Genomic DNA, 17,681 nt, shown 5'->3' with positions numbered 1-17,681 from the left:
TTATTGATGCTATAGGTTTTTAGTGGAAGCAACAATACGGGCGTATAAGTTTAGTTCTACAGCTATTACCTACCTTTTGAGCGTAACTATTGCGATCGCTCGGTTGTTAAAATCGTAATTTAGTTGCTCAATTGCTCTAATGGCGAAATCTCGACTTGCTAAACTCGGTTCTTACCTCCGCCCCCATTGGCAAGCAACTACTGTCGGTATTGTTGCTTTACTGGTTGTTAATGCGATTGGTGTCTATATTCCAAAATTAATTGGCGAAATTGTCGATAAATTTCAATCGGCGTTCAGTTTCGACCAAGTTGTACGTTACGTTATTCTAATTATTGTGCTTAGTTCGGTCATGTGGGTAATCCGTATGGTTTCCCGTATCGCTTTATTTGGCGTTGGGAGACAGGTAGAATTTGACCTGAAACAAAAGATTTTTCAACACTTGCTAAGGCTTGAACCTGCTTATTTTGCCATTAATACGGCGGGTGACTTGATTAACCGCGCTACTAGCGATGTCGAAAATATCCGCCGCTTGTTGGGGTTTGCGGTGCTGAGTTTGGCAAATACTGTATTTGCTTACGCTCTTACTCTCCCAGCCATGTTAGCTATTAGCGTCAATCTGACTTTAGCAACGATCGCTATTTATCCCTTTATGCTAATTACTGTACAGTTATTTAGCGATCGCCTCCGCAACGAACAACTAGAGGTACAAGAGGAGCTTTCTCTTGTCAGCGAGTTGATTCAAGAAGATATGAGCGGGATGGCTTTAATTAAAATCTACGCTCAAGAAGAAAATGAGCGTCGGGCTTTTAGTCAAAATAACCAAAGGCTTTTAGCTGCTAACTTAAAACTAGCCAAAACCCGCAATACTTTGTTTCCGCTTGTGGGCGGACTTGCGTATGTAAGTTTGCTAATCTTGTTGTGGCTAGGATCTAGTCAAATTATTTCTGGACAAATTACGATTGGTGATTTTCTCGAACTCTTAATTTATGTAGAGCGTTTGGTATTTCCTACAGCCCTTTTAGGCTTTACAATTACGGCTTACCAACGAGGGGAAGTTAGTATCGATCGCATTGAATCTATTTTAACTGTCACGCCCAAAATTCAAAACTGCGAACAAGTTATCCATTTACCCAAAGAGCAAGTAAAAGGCGAACTCAAAGCAGTTAATCTTAGCTTTACTTATCCTGGCGCTAAAACTCCAGCTTTAGATAATGTCAATTTAACGATTTCTCCGGGCGAAACTGTAGCTATTGTTGGTGCTATTGGTTCGGGCAAATCAACTCTAGCTAATGCAATACCGCGTTTATTAGATATTGAACCGGGACAATTATTTTTAGATGGGGTAGATATTACCCAACTTGACTTAGATTCCTTGCGTAGTGCGATCGCTTATGTTCCTCAAGATAGCTTTCTTTTTAGCACCACAATTAAAAATAACATCCGCTACGGCGATCCGGTAAGCGACCAAGCAGAAGTTGAATATAGTGCCAAAGTTGCCCAAATAGACGGAGAAATTCGCACTTTTCCCCAAGAATACAAAACTATCGTGGGAGAACGCGGAATTACTCTCTCTGGCGGACAAAGGCAGCGTACCGCTTTAGCTAGAGCAATGCTCGTAGATGCGCCCGTACTAATACTAGATGATGCCCTCTCTAGTGTGGATAATCAAACTGCTACAGATATCTTAAACAATCTTTCCCAAGGAACTAAACGCAAAACTGTGGTATTTATTTCTCATCAACTATCCGCCACCGCTACCGCCGATAGAATCTTAGTGATGGATAAAGGGCAAATTGTCCAAGCTGGTAATCATGGGGAATTGGTACAAAAACCAGGTTTATATCAAACTCTTTGGAATCAGCACCAATTAGAAGAAATATTGAAGTAGGGGCGCAAAGCATTGCGCCTTCTTGGGGATGGGTTTTAGGGAATATTCGGAGATTTCCCCTAACCCCCCTTAAAAAGGGCAGGAAAATATTAGAGTCTATCTTTTTATGGGAGTTGAGAAGGGATGGATAAGAAAGACAATTTAGTTAACGCAGCCATCCCCAAGTTGGTTTAGAAGTAGATTTGTTTAAACTTTTTACGAGCGGTTCTGGTTCGTCTTCTATCAGCATATCTTCTAGTAACTCTGTTACTTCTTCGCCGCTAGAAGAATTGTTTATCTGCTGCGATAAAACATTTAGTTCGCTATCAATAATCTGTTGGGCTTGTGCGTCGTTTTTTGTCGTTGCTAGTTGCGAATGTAATTCTAATAATCCACTGCGTAATAATGTTGTGTCTGAAGACTTGGGCAATTGTTTAACCATTTGTGTAATGGCTACTTGAGTTTCTTGGGCTACGGAAACCCCATTAACTGGCGCTGCATTTTCTGCGGGAGTGAACAGCATTAAAGCGGAAAATAGTAAACAAGTTGTACACATATTGTTACTTATCCTCAAGACTAATTAGCATTACATTCTACCTTTAGTTTTAGAGATCGCGCTTAGTGATAAGATAATTATTCGATCGCTTTTGGTGAAAATCACTAGAGGTGAAGGGAAAGTTCGGTGCAATTCCGACGCTGTTCCGCAACTGTGATGAGACTATCTAAAGTCTTTAAGTCAGAATGCCTGCGATCGCAAATAACTTACATTAATGTGCGAGGAACACTGGTTGTGAGAGCTACAAATAGTCTTAGTTTCGTTCAAAATCGGGCAATTGATTGGACTTTATCGTTACCCGTACAATTAACCCTTTATACTTCCCTATGCGCTTTAAGTGTGTGGACGGTATATTTTTCTACCTATCCCCCCGCCCACGATTCGATGCACTCCTTGCGCCACCACACCTTGACAATTAGCTGTCATTAAAGAAATGTCAAAATTTCAGCGCTCGGCGCTCATCATCACCGTTACAGGCTTGATGAGCCTGTTTTTGGTGGCAATTGTTAGCTTATCTCAAACACCAATCCCTAGGATTGAGCTAACTACAAGTCCACAAGTTGGAGAGTTTTACCCCTTTGAAGCCGAAGCTACAACGCCCCAAACGCCGACATTATTAACCTTAACTGCGCGAAATCCCGCCGGGGAATTGTTGGCAAATAGTTTATTTAAGATTGAAATATTTACACCGCCAAGCAATCCGTTTTTAGCTACCGATTTTCCCGTTGTGGAAGGTACTAAATTACTAGAATTAAATGCGATCGCCCCACAAGGTAAAGTACAATTTCAGCAAATGTTACCAATTCGGGGCAAATACAAGTTATTGGTAAATGTTACGCCGATTGCCAATCAATTTAGCCCCATTGAGCAAACTTTAACTTTAGATGTGCCAGAAAATCCGGTTAAGTATCGCAATTACGCGATTTTACTTGTAGTTTTGTTAGCGGTGGGAATTGGTGGCGGTTGGGTGATGGGCAAACAAGCTTTACCGCAAAGGGGAGAAATTGCCCCGGCGAAAGTGCGATTATTGTTAAGTGGGGCGGTGTTAGTAGCGATCGCTTGTTTAGTTGTCGTGAATGTCAGCGCCGAAGTATCCAAATCTCACCACCATTCCCACCCAGCGCCCTTAGAAACCGACGCTATTAATGATTCTGAGCTAAAAATCCAAATAAGCGGCGACAAGTACGCCACCGTAGGGAAATTAGCTAATTTACAAGTTAGCGCGATCGATCCAAAAACCAATCAGCCTGTAACAGATGTAACTTTTAAGCTCAAAACTACTCAACTAGAAAATAACTGGATAGCTTTTGTTTATCAAGGTATTCCCGATAGTACAGGCAAGTTAAAATGGCAACAACAATTTTTTGATGGCGCACCGCATCAGCTAGAAGTAGAAGTTATCCCCAATGCCAACAGTCAGTTTAAACCCGTTGTTGCTACCGAAGAAATAGAAGTAGCCCCCGTTGCAACACCGTTATTAACTAGATTAATTAGTTTTAGTTATTTGATAGGTACAGTAATAGTTGGATTAGCGATCGCCTTAACAACTCGCGCCAAAGTAAACAGCTAATCGTGGCGTTGCAATTTGCGCCAAACTAATAGAGCGATCGCAATTGTTAAAATTGTCCCGATAACAATGGCTGGAGTCAACCAAGGCGGAGTTGTTTGGCTGATAATGAGATCGGTATTTTTTTGGACGACAACTCCCGGTGACACCTTAATATCTCTGCTTTTTGGTGCAGCAATTCCCGGTGCAACATTAATATCAAATTTTAGTTCAAAGGGTGAAAATGTCCCCCCGTTTTTGGGGCTTCCTTGCAATTGTAGTTGATAAGCTCCCGCCGCCGGAAAGGTAATTTCTGCGCCGGGAATGCCTCTATAGCGCTCTTGGGATACAGGTTTGAGTGGTGGCTGTTGTAAAGTATCTTCTTTGCGAGATTGAGAGTAAACCGACAACTTACAATTGCATTCATTTAGAGAGATAATTTTCCCTCCTTTTTGAGTAAGCGCAAACCAAGTTAAAGCCGTTTCACCTGCGCGGGGAGAATCATTTGGCTCAATATGGATAGTTGCACCGACATCTTTGTGAATTTCTATTTTGTGAGCATTGGCGGGAGTAGTAACTAAAGTTTCAATTAGCAGTAACCCGCCAAAACTCATTGTTTTATCAAAAGATGCTAGAAAAGTTGTAACAACTTGAAATTGCTCTAAACACCCTGCTTTAATAGTGACCTTTCCATCTTCTCCCCCTTTTTTAAGGGGGGTTGGGGGGGATCTCCGAGCTACAAACTCTTGAAACAAACCAAAGCTTTTCATAAACCGCGCGTTTTAAGTGGATTTTGCCAACGTAATATCAATACGCCCAAAGTTATCAACCCCAAACTAACTACCATTAGCTGATTTATCCACGTATCATTAATTCCGCCTAAATAGTGAGTACCAATAAGTACGGCATGAATTACAGCAAGGAGCAAAGCGGGAATACTTAGTAAATGAATTTGTCGCCAATACGTGCCTAAACTTTTCTGTATTTTATCTCTGCTAGTAAAAACTGCGGGAACCAGCAATAGAACCGCAATTAACCCCAAAACGATCGCAATTTGATGATTTGGCAGCAAAAAGGCGATCGCGTTTAAATTCCAACCATAGTTATGCTGCATAGTATTAGTAATGTGAGCGATCGCTAGAACAAAAGCACCAACCCCCAAAGCGCGGCGATACTTCAATGGTTGCGCCCAAAAGCGGCTAATCGGACGACTGACAAGCGCTAACATCAAACACAGTAGCGCCCCATGACCTGTAAAATAAACCATCATTTCCTCTCCCATTGCCCGTAGGAGAGTTAATACGCCAACAGTAATAGTTACCCAACCCGCTAACCTAAATAATTGACCGCGCCGATCTTTGCTAACTAACGAAGTAGAAATGCCTACCCCTAACATCGTTGGTAAAGTTCCCAAGCCAAAAGCCGCCATTGTTGCCGCACCTTGCCAAATACTGCCAGTTTCGGCGGCTTTAATTTGCGCGGCGTACAAAAAACCACAAGGCATTAAACCCCAAACGAATCCTAAAATAGCTGGTGTCCACCATTGGCTACCCATAGAAAGCTGTACCATTGCTTTACTTAGGCGCTGATGCCAGTTTCCTTGAGTTAGAGGGTGTAACAAGGGAATGGGTGGTAAAAACTTGGGGTTAATTTGAATAATGCCAAACCAAATTAGCAAAACTCCGGTAGTAACAGCAATAGTTTGACGCAAAGTGCTACCGCTTCCAGCTAATTGTCCGCTTGCCAAAATCACCGAACCTATAGCGCCAATACCCGCGCCAACTAAGGCATAACTTATTAGTCTGCCAGCATTGAGCAAAATATGAAACCTAAAAAGCGATCGCATTTTTGGCGGTGTATCTTGTTTTTGCGATAAAGAAAACGCCGCCGTCAATGGCCCGCACATTCCCACACAATGCCCAAAGCTACCAAAAAAACCTACCGCTAGAATCAGTAACAAATCCAGCATGGTGCTTTTTTTTCTCAATGTATGCCTAATCGGACTAGCTTTCCTATTTTTATTCTAAAACTTTGCCGAAGTCTCTACCCGTATACAGAAAAATTTATCACATTGGTAAGCGATCAATGTCTTTATTGCAGCCAATTACCACCATCGCCGAGCCTTGCTGTAAGCTTTTTTTAGGATCGGGATTAACTTCAAACTTGCCGTCGTGACTTACAGCTATTAGGTTTAAACCGTAGCGAGTGCGAAGTTGAAGCTCAGTAATGGTTTTACCATGAAATACATCCGGGACAATCAATTCAACGATACTGTTGTCAGGGTCAAGGTCAAAACGATCTAAAATATGTGGCTTAGTAAGACTCCGCGCCAAAGCACAACCCGCCTCAAATTCGGGATAAATTACATGATCTGCTCCCACTTTTTGCAACAATTTTCCGTGTACTTCCGATGATGCTTTGGCAACAACATGAGGTACGCCAGCTTCTTTGACATTTAGCGTTGTGACAATACTTTCTTGAATATAGTTACCGATCGCAATAATTACCGTGTCAAACTCAAAAATTCCTGCTTCTTTTAATGCCGCAGGTTGAGTAGAATCTAGCTGAATTGCATGAGAAACGATTTGATCTGTTAGCACTTGAGACACAAATTTTTCACTAATATCTGTCCCCAGCACTTCATAACCCAACTTATGAAATGTTGTACAAACTGCTCTCCCAAAACGCCCCAAACCAATAACAGCAAACTGACGATTATCTTTGCGTAAACTGCGTAAAAACCCTAAAGATGATAGGTTCACTCTTTTTGTTACCTTGGTTAATTAACTTTATTTAAACTAAATTTTATTACTATTGTTGCATAATTTTGTATGGCGATTTTACCCGACAATTAAAGTTTCTTCAGGGTAGCGAATTGAGCTAGGTTTAGGATCTCCAAGCAATGCAGCCATTAGTAGCAAAATTCCCACTCTACCTATATACATAGTCATAATTAAAATTAGTTTGGCGGCGGCGGTTACACTAGCCGTAATGCCTGTAGAAAGTCCTACAGTAGCAAAAGCTGAAACTACCTCAAATAAAATTTGAATAAAGCTTACTGTTGGATCGGTTAGAGCAATTAAAATAGTTGCCAAAATGACTGTAGCAAAAGAGCCAACAGCTACACCCACTGCTTTTAAAATCAAAGAAATATCTACAGTTCTTTCATACAAAAATACTTCTTCTTTCCCTTGCAAAATTGCTTTTGTACAGCTTGTTAGCACTCTAAAAGTAGTGGTTTTTATACCGCCACCTGTACCGCCAGGACTTGCACCAACAAACATTAAAGCAATAGTAAGAAATAAACCCGCCGTTGTCATTTTACCAATATCAATAGTATTAAATCCTGCCGTTCTTGGCGTTACCGATTGAAACCAAGCGGCAAGTATTTGATTGGGTAAGCTTAAAGAGCCAAAAGTTGCTGGGTTTTTTACTTCGATAAAAAAGAAAGCAGTTGTCCCCAAAATCAATAGAGCTATAGTAGTGCTAACGGCAACTTTGAAGTTGAGAGAAAATATCATGCGTTCCGGTTTGCGCTGTAGGCGATCGCGCAACCAAATAAATAGCTCCAAAATTACACCATAACCAATCCCACCAAAAACAATTAACCCCGTAACTACCAGGTTTAAAAGTACCGAAGTTTGGTAGCCGATAAAATTATCTTTAAATAGACTAAAACCCGCGTTATTCCAGGAGTTTACACTATGAAAAATTGCGTACCATAAAGCTTCATTTAATGGATATTTGGGCGTAAAAACAGGTATTAGTAAAAATACTCCACTAATTTCAAAAATTAAAGTAACCGCAATAATCGAGCGAATTAATTGGGCGCTATCGTGCATTCCCGTCCGGTCTAAAGCCTGTTGAATGGCAACTTTGTCGCGCAAGCCAAATTTAGCCCCCAGCAGCAGCAAAAGGAAGGTAGTTGCAGTCATATAACCTAAGCCGCCAATCTGCACCAGCGCCGCTACAAAAAATTGCCCCCAAAAAGAGAAGTAAGTACCAATGTCAACTACCGATAAACCTGTAACGCAAACGGCAGAAGTAGAAGTAAATAACGCCACAATTAAGTTGCCCCAAGTCCCCGCCGCCAAAGAAAAAGGCATCATCAGTAAAATAGTGCCAACAGTAATTACCGCCAAAAATCCCAGGCAAATTGTCCGCGAAACCGTCACATCTTCAGCCCCAACTCAAACAAGTTCAAACAACTAAGATTAATTTTGCTCATAAAACGCCTCAATTAAAACTTAAGAGTCGTGTCAAGCAATCGCATCTTCTGCTACGCTAATTCCGGTCTACTTCGACGCTAGAAACATGAGTACGGCACTACAACAGCAAATCCAGCAATTTTATGATGCTTCTTCAAGTCTGTGGGAACAGATATGGGGCGAACATATGCACCATGGCTATTATGGCGCAGATGGCAAAATCAAAAAAGAACGCCGCCAAGCGCAGATAGATTTAATTGAAGAATTACTACAATGGTCAGGCGTACAGCAAGCTGAGAATATTCTCGATGTTGGTTGCGGGATTGGTGGCAGTTCTCTATATTTGGCGCAAAAATTCAATGCTAAAGTAACGGGAATTACTCTTAGCCCCGTGCAAGCTTCTAGAGCCGCAGAACGAGCAACAGAAGCGGATTTAGCCGCCGAAGCTAGTTTCCAAGTCGCCGATGCCCAAAATATGCCCTTTGCTGACAATTCTTTTGACTTAGTGTGGTCGCTGGAAAGTGGCGAACATATGCCAGACAAAACTAAGTTTATGCAAGAGTGTTATCGGGTGCTAAAGCCTGGGGGTAAGTTTATTATGGTGACTTGGTGTCATCGTTCTACAGAAAATGAAGCATTAACTACCGACGAAAAGCAGCATTTAGCAGATATTTATCGGGTTTATTGTTTGCCTTACGTGATCTCTTTACCGGAGTATGAGAAAATCGCTCAAAATCTATCATTACAAAACATCCACACCGCCGATTGGTCAAAAGCAGTAGCGCCTTTTTGGGATGTGGTAATTGATTCAGCGTTCAATTTTGAGGCGCTTGTCGGCTTAATTCGCTCTGGTTGGGGAACAATTCAGGCGGCGCTATCTTTGGGTTTAATGAGTCGGGGTTACGATCGCGGATTGATTAAGTTTGGGTTATTGTGTGGTACTAAATAAGGATACAAACCGCAGCCTACAAAGTAACAAGCTGGCGGCTTTTTGGCAATTTTCGCGCCCTCATACAATTATTGGTACGAGTTTGAGTGTCTGGGGCGTATATGCGATAGCGCTAGCGCGCTCGCAGAGCTTCGCTCTTTCTCAAAGCTTAAACACTACTTCCGTGCTGTCTATTTTGGCGACTTGGCTGGCTTGTTTGTGTGGCAATATCTACATTGTTGGCTTGAATCAGTTGGAAGATGTGGCTATCGACAAAATTAATAAGCCTGATTTACCTTTAGCTAGTGGCGAGTTTTCCCTAGCTACGGGCAAGTTAATCGTAATAGTAACTGGGATACTGTCGTTGCTATTAGCGGGGCTGCAATCCCCTTACTTACTAGGGATGGTGGCGATTAGTTTAATTATTGGTACGGCTTATTCTTTACCACCTATTCGATTAAAACGGTTTCCTTTTTGGGCGGCTTTGTGCATTTTTACAGTGCGGGGAGCGGTAGTCAATTTAGGGCTATATCTGCATTTTACTAGCAGTTTCACTATCCCGGCGACGGTGTGGGCTTTAACTATATTTGTAATTGTGTTTACAGTTGCGATCGCTATATTTAAAGATATTCCCGATTTAGAAGGCGATCGTCAATACCAAATTTCTACTTTTACAATTGCTTTAGGTCAAGAGCGAGTATTTAATCTAGCTCGTTGGATAATAACTATATGCTATGTAGGAATGCTCGTCGCGGCGGTTTTTTGGCTACCTAGCATTAATTCTATATTTCTAATTAGCACTCATTTAGGCTTATTAGTTTTGCTTTGGTGGCGCAGTTTTCAGGTAGATTTGCTCGATAAGATTGCGATCGCCTCTTTTTATCAATTTATCTGGAAATTATTTTTTCTGGAATACCTCATTTTTCCAGCAGCTTGTCTTTTAGGTTGAGAGTAACTTATTTAACAACGCTTGCAGCCTCATCGACAATAGGTTGAAACTCTTTTTTAGAAAAGGGGCGTAATTTATCGCTCCATTGGGCTATCAAATTACACAACAAGCGAAATTGTAAAGGTGCTGGAGATTGATTTACACTTTCTACACGCACATTTACAAGGTTAGGATTTGTAGAAAGAAGCTCAAATACTTCGTTATTCAAGTAACGCGGACAATAACCTACTATGTAATGGTCATCGGTATTTAGAGTCAAAGCTTGAGAATCGTAGGGATTTTGAAATTCATGAGCTAACCATAACTTATCTTCTGGGTTAAAGCTGCTAATTTGCTCAATAGAACATTTTGGTAAGTGTCGTAGCCCGTGCGCAAAAAAGTGGATATGATAGTTTCCGGATATTCAGAGATGGTGGGAAATCATTTTTTCTGTTTACACAATGATTAGTTTAAATTCATCAACATTTCTAGGCATAAACAAAGCTGATCAAATTCAACTAGAGGTAAAAGAGGATAGCTTAATAGATTTTTCTAATCCTAAGCAATGGAACCATGAATACGGATGGAAAAGTACTTTAAATAATCTGCGTCTCATTGTCCAACCACTTTTACTGTTCTGGTTAATTCTCCCCTGGTTAGATATTTTGCCTTCTTCACATTTATTGCTAGGATTCAATCATTTAATTGCGGCAATGAATCAATTTAAACCCTGTTATAATTCTGGATAATCTCACTTATTTATTACTCTTGAATCCCGGAAACTGACAAAAGCTATATGCAAAAGGTGTTGCTAACGTGAAGGTAGTTGTTTTATTGTCTGGTGGGTTGGATTCAGCAACGGTACTTTACAGCGCCAAATCCTCCGGGTATGAATGTTACGCGCTATCTTTTGATTACAACCAAAGACAAGTACGAGAATTAAAAAGTGCGATCGCGCTTTGTGAAGCCGCAGGTGTAGTTGATAGTAAAGTAATTAGCTTTGATTTGCGATCATGGGGTGGTTCGGCGCTTACCGATGACAAGATAGATTTACCCGTAGAGCGAAGTCTTGCCCAAATGGGCGAAAATATCCCTGTAACCTACGTCCCCGCCCGTAATACGATATTTTTGAGTTTTGCCCTAGCTTACGCCGAAACCATCGGCGCAGAGCGCGTCTGCATAGGTGTCAATGCCTTAGATTACTCCGGCTATCCCGATTGTCGTCCCGATTATATTCAAGCAATGCAGGAAGTTTTTAGATTGGGGACAAAGCAAGGCAGAGAAGGGGAAGCAATCAAAATAGTTGCACCGCTAATTGATATGAAAAAGACTGAAATTATCCAATTAGGTAACAAACTGGGCGTACCTTGGGAAAAAACCTGGTCTTGTTATGCCGGAAACGAAAAAGCTTGCGGCGCGTGCGATTCTTGCAAGCTAAGACTAGAAGCTTTTGCTGAATTGAGATTAATCGATCCAATTGTCTATCAATAACTTTTGTCACGCTTGACGGTGCATTTTTATATGATGCAAACGCGCTCCATCTACAGAAATCACAGTAAAATCTAGGTTTTCGTAAGTTAAAGTTGTCCCCACCGCAGGAATTTTTTGTAACTGATATAGCAAAAAACCGCCCAAAGTCTGATACTCGTTTCTCAAAGGCAAATTTAACTTTAATAGCTCGTTGAGGTCTTCTAAATTCATCTGCGCTTGCACTAAATAAGTTTGGTCGTCCAAGCGTTCAATCATCAGTTCGTCAGCGCTTCCGGGTTCTCCCGTATCTCCAATAATTTCCGCCACCAAGTCTTTAATCGTTGCTAAACCCACAATGCCGCCAAACTCGTCTACGATCATCACCATAGATAAATGACTTCGCTGCATCATGGGCAATAGTTCGCTTAGTGGCGTATGTTCGGGGACAAACCTAACTGGACGCACCCACGATTTTAGCGGTGTTTCTAGCGCCAGCTTTCCTGTAACTAAAGGTGTTGCTAATTCCTTAAACTCAACAATTCCGCAGACATCATCTAAAGATTTGCCAATTACAGGATAGCGAGAATGTCCGGTAGCAGTGACTACTTCTAACAGCGATTCAAAAGTTCCATCAATTGGTAAAGATACAATATTATTGCGTTGAATCATGACTTCAGAAGCGGTGACATCGCCAAACTCAAATACATTATTTAGTAATTCTCTTGCTCTTGCTTTCAATCCTGTAGATTCGCGCTCGGTGGCAATAATTAGCTGCAATTCTTGCGACGATACAGGGGTTCTCCAACCAACGCCCGTATAGTTAATCCCGCCTAAGCGCAACAGCCAACGAGTAGAATGATTAATTACCCAAATTAACGGATTGAATAACCGCGCGATCGCTTTTACGGGAGGCGCTAAAAATCTTGCTAACTGTTCTGGATAAAGCAAAGCTACAGATTTTGGACATAATTCGCCTAAAACTATTTGCAAATAAGCTACTAATATAAACGCGCTGGGAACAGATATGGAATGAACGATCAAGTTCCGCGTTCCTCGCTCTATAGGCAAGTTTCCAATTACTGAAGCAACCAATATTCCCATCGTACTTTCGCCAATCCATCCCAAAGCAAGGCTAGATAGCGTAATTCCTAACTGGGTAGTCGATAACAGGCGATCGATACTTTTTTGCAGAGTTTGCACCGCCACCGCTTCCACGTCTCCAGCTTCTACCAATTGATGAATGCGCGATCGCCTCACGGTAACTAATGAAAATTCCGCCGCCACGAAAAACGCATTGATGGCAATTAATACTAAAACTGACAATAATCGCAGCCAAATATCTGCCTGGGTGAGTGGATAAAAACCATTCAGCGCCAAAATATTGAAAACAAAGGCAAACATTAGCAGGTTTTACGAGGTAAAAGGCAGAAATTAGTATTTAGATACTGCGATCGCACTTTTCAATTTTTAACTAACATTATATCTACCTACTCATTTTTGGTTAGGCTGGAAGCTGACACAAGCCCAAAACGAGCAATGACAAGAAACGGTATCGGTATTCGCACAGCCCAACTACGAACCCATCGAGTTGTAGGTCAAATTCATGTCTACGACGGTGCAGGCAAAGGTAAGTCTCAAGCGGCTTTAGGGGTAGTTTTACGCTCTATTGGTTTGGGGATAAATAGTAATATTGCTACCCGCGTTTTGCTCTTGCAATTCCTCAAAGGCTCAGAACGTGCCTATGATGAAGATGGCGCAATTGAAGCGCTACAAAGAGGTTTTCCCCATTTAATCGATCAAGTCCGCACCGGTAGAGCCGAGTTTTTTAATAAAGAACAAATTACCCGTTTCGATCGCCAAGAAGCGATTCGCGGCTGGGATGTGGCAAAAGGTGCGATCGCTAGTGGTTTATATTCAGTAGTAGTTTTAGACGAACTTAACCCCATGCTCGACTTGGGCTTATTGGAGGTTGAGGAAGTCGTCAAAGTTCTAAAATCCAAACCAGAGGAGTTAGAAATCATTGCCACCGGAAGGGCTGCACCGCCGCAATTATTAGATATTGCCGATTTGCATTCTGAAATGAAACCCCACTACCATCCCACCGCCGCCGCTCAAGGAATTACCGGAATAGAAATCTATACAGGTGCAGGTAAAGGCAAGTCTACAAGCGCTCTGGGTAAAGCACTGCAAGCTATTGGTAAAGGGATAAGTCAAGATAAATCCCACCGGGTTTTAATCATGCAATGGCTCAAAGGTGGAACGGGCTACACTGAAGACGCGGCGATCGCTGCTTTAAGACAAAGTTACCCTGATTTAGTCGATCATCAACGTTGTGGGCAAGATGCGATCGTGTGGCGGGGACAGCAAAAAGAGCTTGATTATGTAGAAGCTGAAAGAGGTTGGGAAATTGCTAGAGCCGCGATCGCATCGGGTTTGTATAAGACCATTATTTTAGACGAGCTTAATCCTACCGTAGACTTAGAGTTGCTCGACCCTCAACCGATTGTGCAATCTCTCCTCCGTAAACCCCGCGATACGCAAATAGTGATTACTGGGCGCTGTCACAATCCCCCGGCTTATTTTGATTTAGCTGGAGTACATTCGGAAGTATTTTGTCATAAACATTATGCTGATACTGGGGTAGAACTTAAACGCGGTGTGGATTTTTAAACTATGGATACGCATACACTGGACTTGATTGCTGGGGTCCTGGCGGTCGCTATTTTTGGCGGCGGTTTGTTAATGATGTTTACTGATTTATTTACTAAAAAAAGTAAATAAGTCAGCAGAGGGATGAAGAACGCGCTATTAGAAGTAGATGATGGAAAAAACGGTATAAATTGTACCTAAATTTTTGTCATGAATCGCTCTCAAAAAGATCGCTCTATGGGGCGAAGTCTTCAAGAATATTTACGCGGAATTGCTGGGGGGCTAATGTTTAGCTTGCCCCTACTTTACACAATGGAAGTATGGTGGGCAAGTTTTACAATGCACCCTTTGCGGCTACTAATGTACGTTTTAGCTACTTTTACTTTATTACTAGGCTATAACCGTTACGCGGGTTTGAGGTGCGATTTTACACCTTTAGAAATAGCCGTTGATTCGGTGGAAGAAATGGGAATAGGGATGGTAATTTCTGCCGTTGTTCTCTGGCTATTGGGCCAAATTACCACCGAAATGCCAGGAAGCGAAGTTGCAGGCAAAATAATTATTGAATCGATGACTGTAGCAATCGGTGTATCTGTGGGTACTGCTCAGTTAGGGGGTAGTGAAGATAATGGCGATACCGGAATGGATGATAAATTAACGCCATTTTTATCAGAAAATAGCGACTTAATGGGACAAGTTGCGATCGCAACTTGTGGAGCGGTATTATTTGCCGCAAATGTTGCACCCACTGAAGAAATTATTATAATTGCGACTCAAACGACAGCTTTAAAATTGGTAGCAATGGCAATGCTATCAATGGTTTTCGGTTCGCTAATCTTGTTTTATAGTGACTTTAGCAGGTCACAAAGCTTTAGTAAAAGTAGAGGCATAAAAACTGTATTTGGTGGGGCAATAATTACTTATGCGATCGCCTTAATTGTTTCGGCGGCAATTTTGTGGGTGTTCGGGCGCTTTGACGATACAAGTGCGATCGTTTGCTTGTCGGAAACAGTGGTACTAGGACTTGCGGCTACTTTAGGCGCTTCGGCGGGGAGGCTGCTATTACAATGAAATTACAAAAAAATTGGTTAGAATGGCTGGTTTTTGCGATAAGTTTGGCGATCGTACTTTGTACTTTGGGCTATTTGGTGTATGACGGTGCAACCTCCGCCAAAACCCCGGCTAATATTCAATTAGAGTTAGGTCAGCCCCAGCCGCAAGCAAACCGCTTTATAATTCCTGTTTCCGTTACCAATAGCGGCGACACCACTGCCGAAACCGTGCAAATTGAAGTAACCCTCGAAAATTTGGGGAAAGAGCAAGAAAACGCTCAATTAGAAATTGGTTTTCTTCCCCGTCACTCTAAGCGTGAGGGTTGGGTAACTTTTCAAACCGATCCGCGTAGCATAGAGGAGACAAAGGCGCGAGTTTTGGGATTTGAACAGCCTTGACTCAATACCACTAATCTTAGAAATAGTCAAGTATTAATTTTGTGTATCCTAATAGATAGGAACCTTTTTTGCGGAGTAAAAGTCTCCTTAACTAACACGCACACAGCAGTTTACTAAAGAAAAAAGGGTATTTATGGCTAATTGGAAATCTGGAACTGCCGCCCTCATGGCATTAGCAATTACAACAGGTATAAGCGCACCAATATTTACAACACAGTCAGCTTCGGCTCAACTATTCCCCACATCGCCAAGAAGTACCACACCTAGCCAAATTACAATTCCTTCGGGAACAACTATTCCCGTGCGCTACGACAAAGCCGAAAAAATTGTTGTTAGTCCTAAAGAGACTATGGCAGTAACTTTGACGGTAGCCAGCAATATTGTTAATCGCAGTGGTACTATATTGATTCCCGCCGGAAGCACCGTTGAAGGAGAGTTACAACCTGCTACCAATGGTTCGCAATTTATAGCTAGAACACTAATTACAAATAATCGCCGTCAGTCCATTGATGCGTCATCTCAAGTAATTAGCCAAACTAGCGTTAATAGCCGTTCTAAAGTCGGCAATATTTTAAAAGGTGCAGCCATTGGAGCCGCCGCCTCTGCTGCTTTAGGAGCATTGACAGGCGATCGCGCGATCGCTACAGAGGAGATACTATTAGGTACGGGAGCAGGTGCATTAGGTGGGGCTTTACTACGAAACAGAAAGGCTGATGTAGTAGTAATTGAGCCTGATACAGATTTAGCTATAACCCTAAACTCCAACCTAGCATTGCGTTAAGCATGACAAGCGTAAATGAGATTTTAGATTTTTGGTTTGGTAATCCTCAGTCAGTAGATTATGGTAAAGAGCGATCGCACTGGTTTACCAAAAAGCCAGAATTTGACCAAGAGTTAAGCGATTACTTTTTACTAGATTACGAACAAGCCGCTAGGGGTGAATTAGACTACTTACAAGATTCTCCCCTTGGTTACTTAGCGCTAGTTTTGCTATTGGATCAGTTTCCTCGCAATATGTTTCGGGGAAGGCCGAAAAGCTTTGCTACGGACGCTCAAGCGCTGTCTGTCGCCAAAAATGCAGTAGAAAAGGGGTGCGATCGCTCTTTACTACCAGTACAGCGCTGGTTTATTTATTTGCCCTTCGAGCATAGCGAAAACCTTGGCGATCAAGAGCGGTGCGTTGAACTATTTGCAACGTTAGCCGACGATCCTTATAGTGCAAATACTATCGATTATGCTTTGCGTCACAAGGCGGTAATTGAACGTTTTGGGCGTTTTCCCCATCGCAACAAAATTCTTGGTAGGGAGAATACACCCGCAGAAGCAGAATTTCTGACTCAACCAGGCTCATCATTTTAATGAGCGGTTAGCTAGTTATGTTATAATATGACAGCAAATAAAGCATCCTGCCGTGGCCGAGTGGATTAGGCAACAACCTTCTAAGTTGTACCACGGGGGTTCAAATCCCTCCGGCGGGGTTTAATTTAATCAACGGACAATTGTTCGTTGATTAAACAAAATTTTCAGCATAATCGCCGAGCGGTAAACCCTACAAAAAAGTAGCAAAACCCGCGTTGAGTATTGATTGTAGCTCATCTCTAAATGTTCGATAATAGAGATAAGTCAAAGATAAAAGCAATAGCTAAATGAGAATACAGTCATCGGTATTGGTACATTTAGGATTTGGTAAGTATGTCCGCTCCGACCAAGTTACCGCCGTTATTCCTATCGAAGAAGATAGAGGGCCAGGTAGAAGGACGTTTGTACAGGTACAAGGTCAAAAAGACCCGGTAGTAGCCTCTCGCGCTGAAGATTCCATCGTGCGCGACTTAGTGCAAGAACCCCGCGAAGTTACCCAGTCACGCCAGCAACAAGAAATCCTCCACGACTTATTGTTAGACCTCAATAATGTCAATAAAACTGTGAGGCGGATTGCAAGGGATGAAGGTGGTTTAGATTTAGAACGATTAGAGCAACGCATCCGCGAAGTTTTAGAAAACTAAACTTTTGGGCGCAGGATGATAATTCTGCGCCGCCTATTTTTTTCTCAGTCCTAGTTTATTTGCACTCTACAGATT

19 protein-coding genes, 1 tRNA gene, 1 pseudogene and 1 riboswitch are annotated in these 17,681 nt (G+C 42.0%); of the genes and pseudogenes, 14 read left to right on the top strand and 7 right to left on the bottom strand.

Annotated features, from left to right (window positions below; translation table 11 throughout):
- Positions 1 to 139 precede the first annotated feature (139 nt).
- Positions 140 to 1,888 (top strand): ABC transporter ATP-binding protein, encoded by a 1,749-nt coding sequence (locus SYN7509_RS0204255; protein WP_009632727.1) that lies wholly within the window; start codon positions 140 to 142, stop codon positions 1,886 to 1,888.
- 145 nt (positions 1,889 to 2,033) lie between these two features.
- On the opposite strand, the gene SYN7509_RS0204250 is transcribed toward SYN7509_RS0204255, so the two are convergent.
- The gene (locus tag SYN7509_RS0204250) at positions 2,034 to 2,423 is read right to left on the bottom strand and encodes a hypothetical protein (protein ID WP_009632728.1); all 390 of its coding nucleotides are present in this window, start codon (positions 2,421 to 2,423) and stop codon (positions 2,034 to 2,036) included.
- A 68-nt stretch (positions 2,424 to 2,491) separates the two neighbouring features.
- Positions 2,492 to 2,634: riboswitch (cobalamin riboswitch) on the top strand.
- A gap of 23 nt (positions 2,635 to 2,657) precedes the next feature.
- Here SYN7509_RS0204250 and SYN7509_RS28235 point away from each other — a divergent pair.
- Both SYN7509_RS28235 and SYN7509_RS0204245 read left to right on the top strand, forming a co-directional pair.
- Entirely contained in the window at positions 2,658 to 2,852 is a 195-nt protein-coding gene (locus SYN7509_RS28235; protein WP_009632729.1) for a CbtB-domain containing protein, read from the top strand.
- Between the two features lie 4 nt (positions 2,853 to 2,856).
- Positions 2,857 to 3,993: a hypothetical protein gene (locus SYN7509_RS0204245; protein WP_009632730.1), complete on the top strand. Its 1,137-nt coding sequence runs from the start codon at positions 2,857 to 2,859 to the stop codon at positions 3,991 to 3,993.
- Here the strand turns inward: SYN7509_RS0204245 and SYN7509_RS0204240 are convergent.
- From SYN7509_RS0204240 to SYN7509_RS0204225, 4 genes are all read right to left on the bottom strand, one after another.
- A complete protein-coding gene (locus SYN7509_RS0204240) occupies positions 3,990 to 4,739 on the bottom strand; it encodes a hypothetical protein (RefSeq protein WP_009632731.1) in 750 nt (249 codons plus the stop codon). The genes SYN7509_RS0204245 and SYN7509_RS0204240 overlap by 4 nt on opposite strands.
- Positions 4,736 to 5,938, bottom strand: a complete 1,203-nt coding sequence (locus SYN7509_RS0204235) for an urease accessory protein UreH domain-containing protein (protein WP_009632732.1) — start codon at positions 5,936 to 5,938, stop codon at positions 4,736 to 4,738. The genes SYN7509_RS0204240 and SYN7509_RS0204235 overlap by 4 nt, the downstream gene beginning before the upstream one ends.
- Positions 5,939 to 6,035: 97 nt before the next feature.
- Positions 6,036 to 6,731 (bottom strand): potassium channel family protein, encoded by a 696-nt coding sequence (locus SYN7509_RS0204230; RefSeq protein ID WP_009632733.1) that lies wholly within the window; start codon positions 6,729 to 6,731, stop codon positions 6,036 to 6,038.
- A gap of 78 nt (positions 6,732 to 6,809) precedes the next feature.
- A complete protein-coding gene (locus SYN7509_RS0204225; RefSeq protein WP_009632734.1) occupies positions 6,810 to 8,144 on the bottom strand; it encodes a TrkH family potassium uptake protein in 1,335 nt (444 codons plus the stop codon).
- A 139-nt stretch (positions 8,145 to 8,283) separates the two neighbouring features.
- On the opposite strand from SYN7509_RS0204225, the gene SYN7509_RS0204220 reads away from it, so the two are divergent.
- The gene (locus tag SYN7509_RS0204220; RefSeq protein ID WP_009632735.1) at positions 8,284 to 9,126 is read left to right on the top strand and encodes a methyltransferase domain-containing protein; all 843 of its coding nucleotides are present in this window, start codon (positions 8,284 to 8,286) and stop codon (positions 9,124 to 9,126) included.
- Positions 9,113 to 10,054, top strand: coding sequence for a homogentisate phytyltransferase (locus SYN7509_RS0204215; RefSeq protein ID WP_009632736.1), 942 nt, complete (start codon positions 9,113 to 9,115; stop codon positions 10,052 to 10,054). The genes SYN7509_RS0204220 and SYN7509_RS0204215 overlap by 14 nt, the downstream gene beginning before the upstream one ends.
- A gap of 7 nt (positions 10,055 to 10,061) precedes the next feature.
- Here SYN7509_RS0204215 and SYN7509_RS29065 read toward each other — a convergent pair whose 3' ends face one another.
- Complete coding sequence (locus SYN7509_RS29065; protein WP_227501531.1) at positions 10,062 to 10,439, bottom strand: HIRAN domain-containing protein; 378 nt, start codon at positions 10,437 to 10,439, stop codon at positions 10,062 to 10,064.
- A 7-nt stretch (positions 10,440 to 10,446) separates the two neighbouring features.
- Between SYN7509_RS29065 and SYN7509_RS25085 the strand changes: the two are divergent.
- Positions 10,447 to 10,782: pseudogene (locus tag SYN7509_RS25085) on the top strand (IS701 family transposase); the annotation flags it as partial.
- Between the two features lie 67 nt (positions 10,783 to 10,849).
- Positions 10,850 to 11,524 (top strand): 7-cyano-7-deazaguanine synthase QueC, encoded by a 675-nt coding sequence (gene queC, locus SYN7509_RS0204200; RefSeq protein WP_009632739.1) that lies wholly within the window; start codon positions 10,850 to 10,852, stop codon positions 11,522 to 11,524.
- A gap of 6 nt (positions 11,525 to 11,530) precedes the next feature.
- Here queC and SYN7509_RS0204195 read toward each other — a convergent pair whose 3' ends face one another.
- A complete protein-coding gene (locus SYN7509_RS0204195) occupies positions 11,531 to 12,904 on the bottom strand; it encodes a hemolysin family protein (RefSeq protein ID WP_009632740.1) in 1,374 nt (457 codons plus the stop codon).
- A 135-nt stretch (positions 12,905 to 13,039) separates the two neighbouring features.
- Between SYN7509_RS0204195 and SYN7509_RS0204190 the strand changes: the two genes are divergently transcribed.
- The 7 genes from SYN7509_RS0204190 to SYN7509_RS0204155 all read left to right on the top strand — a co-directional run bounded on the left by SYN7509_RS0204190 (position 13,040) and on the right by SYN7509_RS0204155 (position 17,606).
- Positions 13,040 to 14,173: a cob(I)yrinic acid a,c-diamide adenosyltransferase gene (locus tag SYN7509_RS0204190; protein WP_009632741.1), complete on the top strand. Its 1,134-nt coding sequence runs from the start codon at positions 13,040 to 13,042 to the stop codon at positions 14,171 to 14,173.
- A gap of 189 nt (positions 14,174 to 14,362) precedes the next feature.
- Complete coding sequence (locus SYN7509_RS0204180; RefSeq protein WP_009632743.1) at positions 14,363 to 15,223, top strand: TIGR02587 family membrane protein; 861 nt, start codon at positions 14,363 to 14,365, stop codon at positions 15,221 to 15,223.
- A complete protein-coding gene (locus SYN7509_RS0204175; RefSeq protein WP_009632744.1) occupies positions 15,220 to 15,603 on the top strand; it encodes a DUF2393 domain-containing protein in 384 nt (127 codons plus the stop codon). Before SYN7509_RS0204180 ends, SYN7509_RS0204175 begins: the two co-directional genes overlap by 4 nt.
- A gap of 133 nt (positions 15,604 to 15,736) precedes the next feature.
- On the top strand, positions 15,737 to 16,384 hold the full coding sequence (locus SYN7509_RS0204170; protein WP_009632745.1) for a hypothetical protein: 648 nt from the start codon (positions 15,737 to 15,739) through the stop codon (positions 16,382 to 16,384).
- A 2-nt stretch (positions 16,385 to 16,386) separates the two neighbouring features.
- Positions 16,387 to 16,962: a DUF924 family protein gene (locus SYN7509_RS0204165; protein ID WP_009632746.1), complete on the top strand. Its 576-nt coding sequence runs from the start codon at positions 16,387 to 16,389 to the stop codon at positions 16,960 to 16,962.
- 46 nt (positions 16,963 to 17,008) lie between these two features.
- Positions 17,009 to 17,081, top strand: a tRNA-Arg gene (locus SYN7509_RS0204160).
- A gap of 168 nt (positions 17,082 to 17,249) precedes the next feature.
- Positions 17,250 to 17,606: a hypothetical protein gene (locus tag SYN7509_RS0204155; RefSeq protein ID WP_009632747.1), complete on the top strand. Its 357-nt coding sequence runs from the start codon at positions 17,250 to 17,252 to the stop codon at positions 17,604 to 17,606.
- The last annotated feature ends 75 nt before the right edge of the window (positions 17,607 to 17,681 follow it).

Origin of the sequence: Synechocystis sp. PCC 7509, assembly GCF_000332075.2 — a bacterium.
Taxonomy (GTDB): domain Bacteria; phylum Cyanobacteriota; class Cyanobacteriia; order Cyanobacteriales; family Chroococcidiopsidaceae; genus Aliterella.
The sequence above is the reverse complement of the archived record's forward strand: the minus strand, read 5'-3'. Positions and strand labels throughout refer to the sequence as shown.

What these genes read in the sequence shown, in the direction of transcription:
- SYN7509_RS0204240 (WP_009632731.1), bottom strand. Translation starts at nt 4,739, where the DNA reads ATGAAAAGCTTTGGTTTGTTTCAAGAGTTTGTAGCTCGGAGATCCCCC.
- SYN7509_RS0204170 (WP_009632745.1), top strand. Translation starts at nt 15,737, where the DNA reads ATGGCTAATTGGAAATCTGGAACTGCCGCCCTCATGGCATTAGCAATT.
- SYN7509_RS0204255 (WP_009632727.1), top strand. Translation starts at nt 140, where the DNA reads ATGGCGAAATCTCGACTTGCTAAACTCGGTTCTTACCTCCGCCCCCAT.
- SYN7509_RS0204195 (WP_009632740.1), bottom strand. Translation starts at nt 12,904, where the DNA reads ATGTTTGCCTTTGTTTTCAATATTTTGGCGCTGAATGGTTTTTATCCA.
- SYN7509_RS0204190 (WP_009632741.1), top strand. Translation starts at nt 13,040, where the DNA reads ATGACAAGAAACGGTATCGGTATTCGCACAGCCCAACTACGAACCCAT.
- SYN7509_RS0204165 (WP_009632746.1), top strand. Translation starts at nt 16,387, where the DNA reads ATGACAAGCGTAAATGAGATTTTAGATTTTTGGTTTGGTAATCCTCAG.
- SYN7509_RS0204245 (WP_009632730.1), top strand. Translation starts at nt 2,857, where the DNA reads ATGTCAAAATTTCAGCGCTCGGCGCTCATCATCACCGTTACAGGCTTG.
- SYN7509_RS0204155 (WP_009632747.1), top strand. Translation starts at nt 17,250, where the DNA reads ATGAGAATACAGTCATCGGTATTGGTACATTTAGGATTTGGTAAGTAT.
- SYN7509_RS0204250 (WP_009632728.1), bottom strand. Translation starts at nt 2,423, where the DNA reads ATGTGTACAACTTGTTTACTATTTTCCGCTTTAATGCTGTTCACTCCC.
- SYN7509_RS0204220 (WP_009632735.1), top strand. Translation starts at nt 8,284, where the DNA reads ATGAGTACGGCACTACAACAGCAAATCCAGCAATTTTATGATGCTTCT.
- SYN7509_RS0204235 (WP_009632732.1), bottom strand. Translation starts at nt 5,938, where the DNA reads ATGCTGGATTTGTTACTGATTCTAGCGGTAGGTTTTTTTGGTAGCTTT.
- SYN7509_RS0204180 (WP_009632743.1), top strand. Translation starts at nt 14,363, where the DNA reads ATGAATCGCTCTCAAAAAGATCGCTCTATGGGGCGAAGTCTTCAAGAA.
- SYN7509_RS0204175 (WP_009632744.1), top strand. Translation starts at nt 15,220, where the DNA reads ATGAAATTACAAAAAAATTGGTTAGAATGGCTGGTTTTTGCGATAAGT.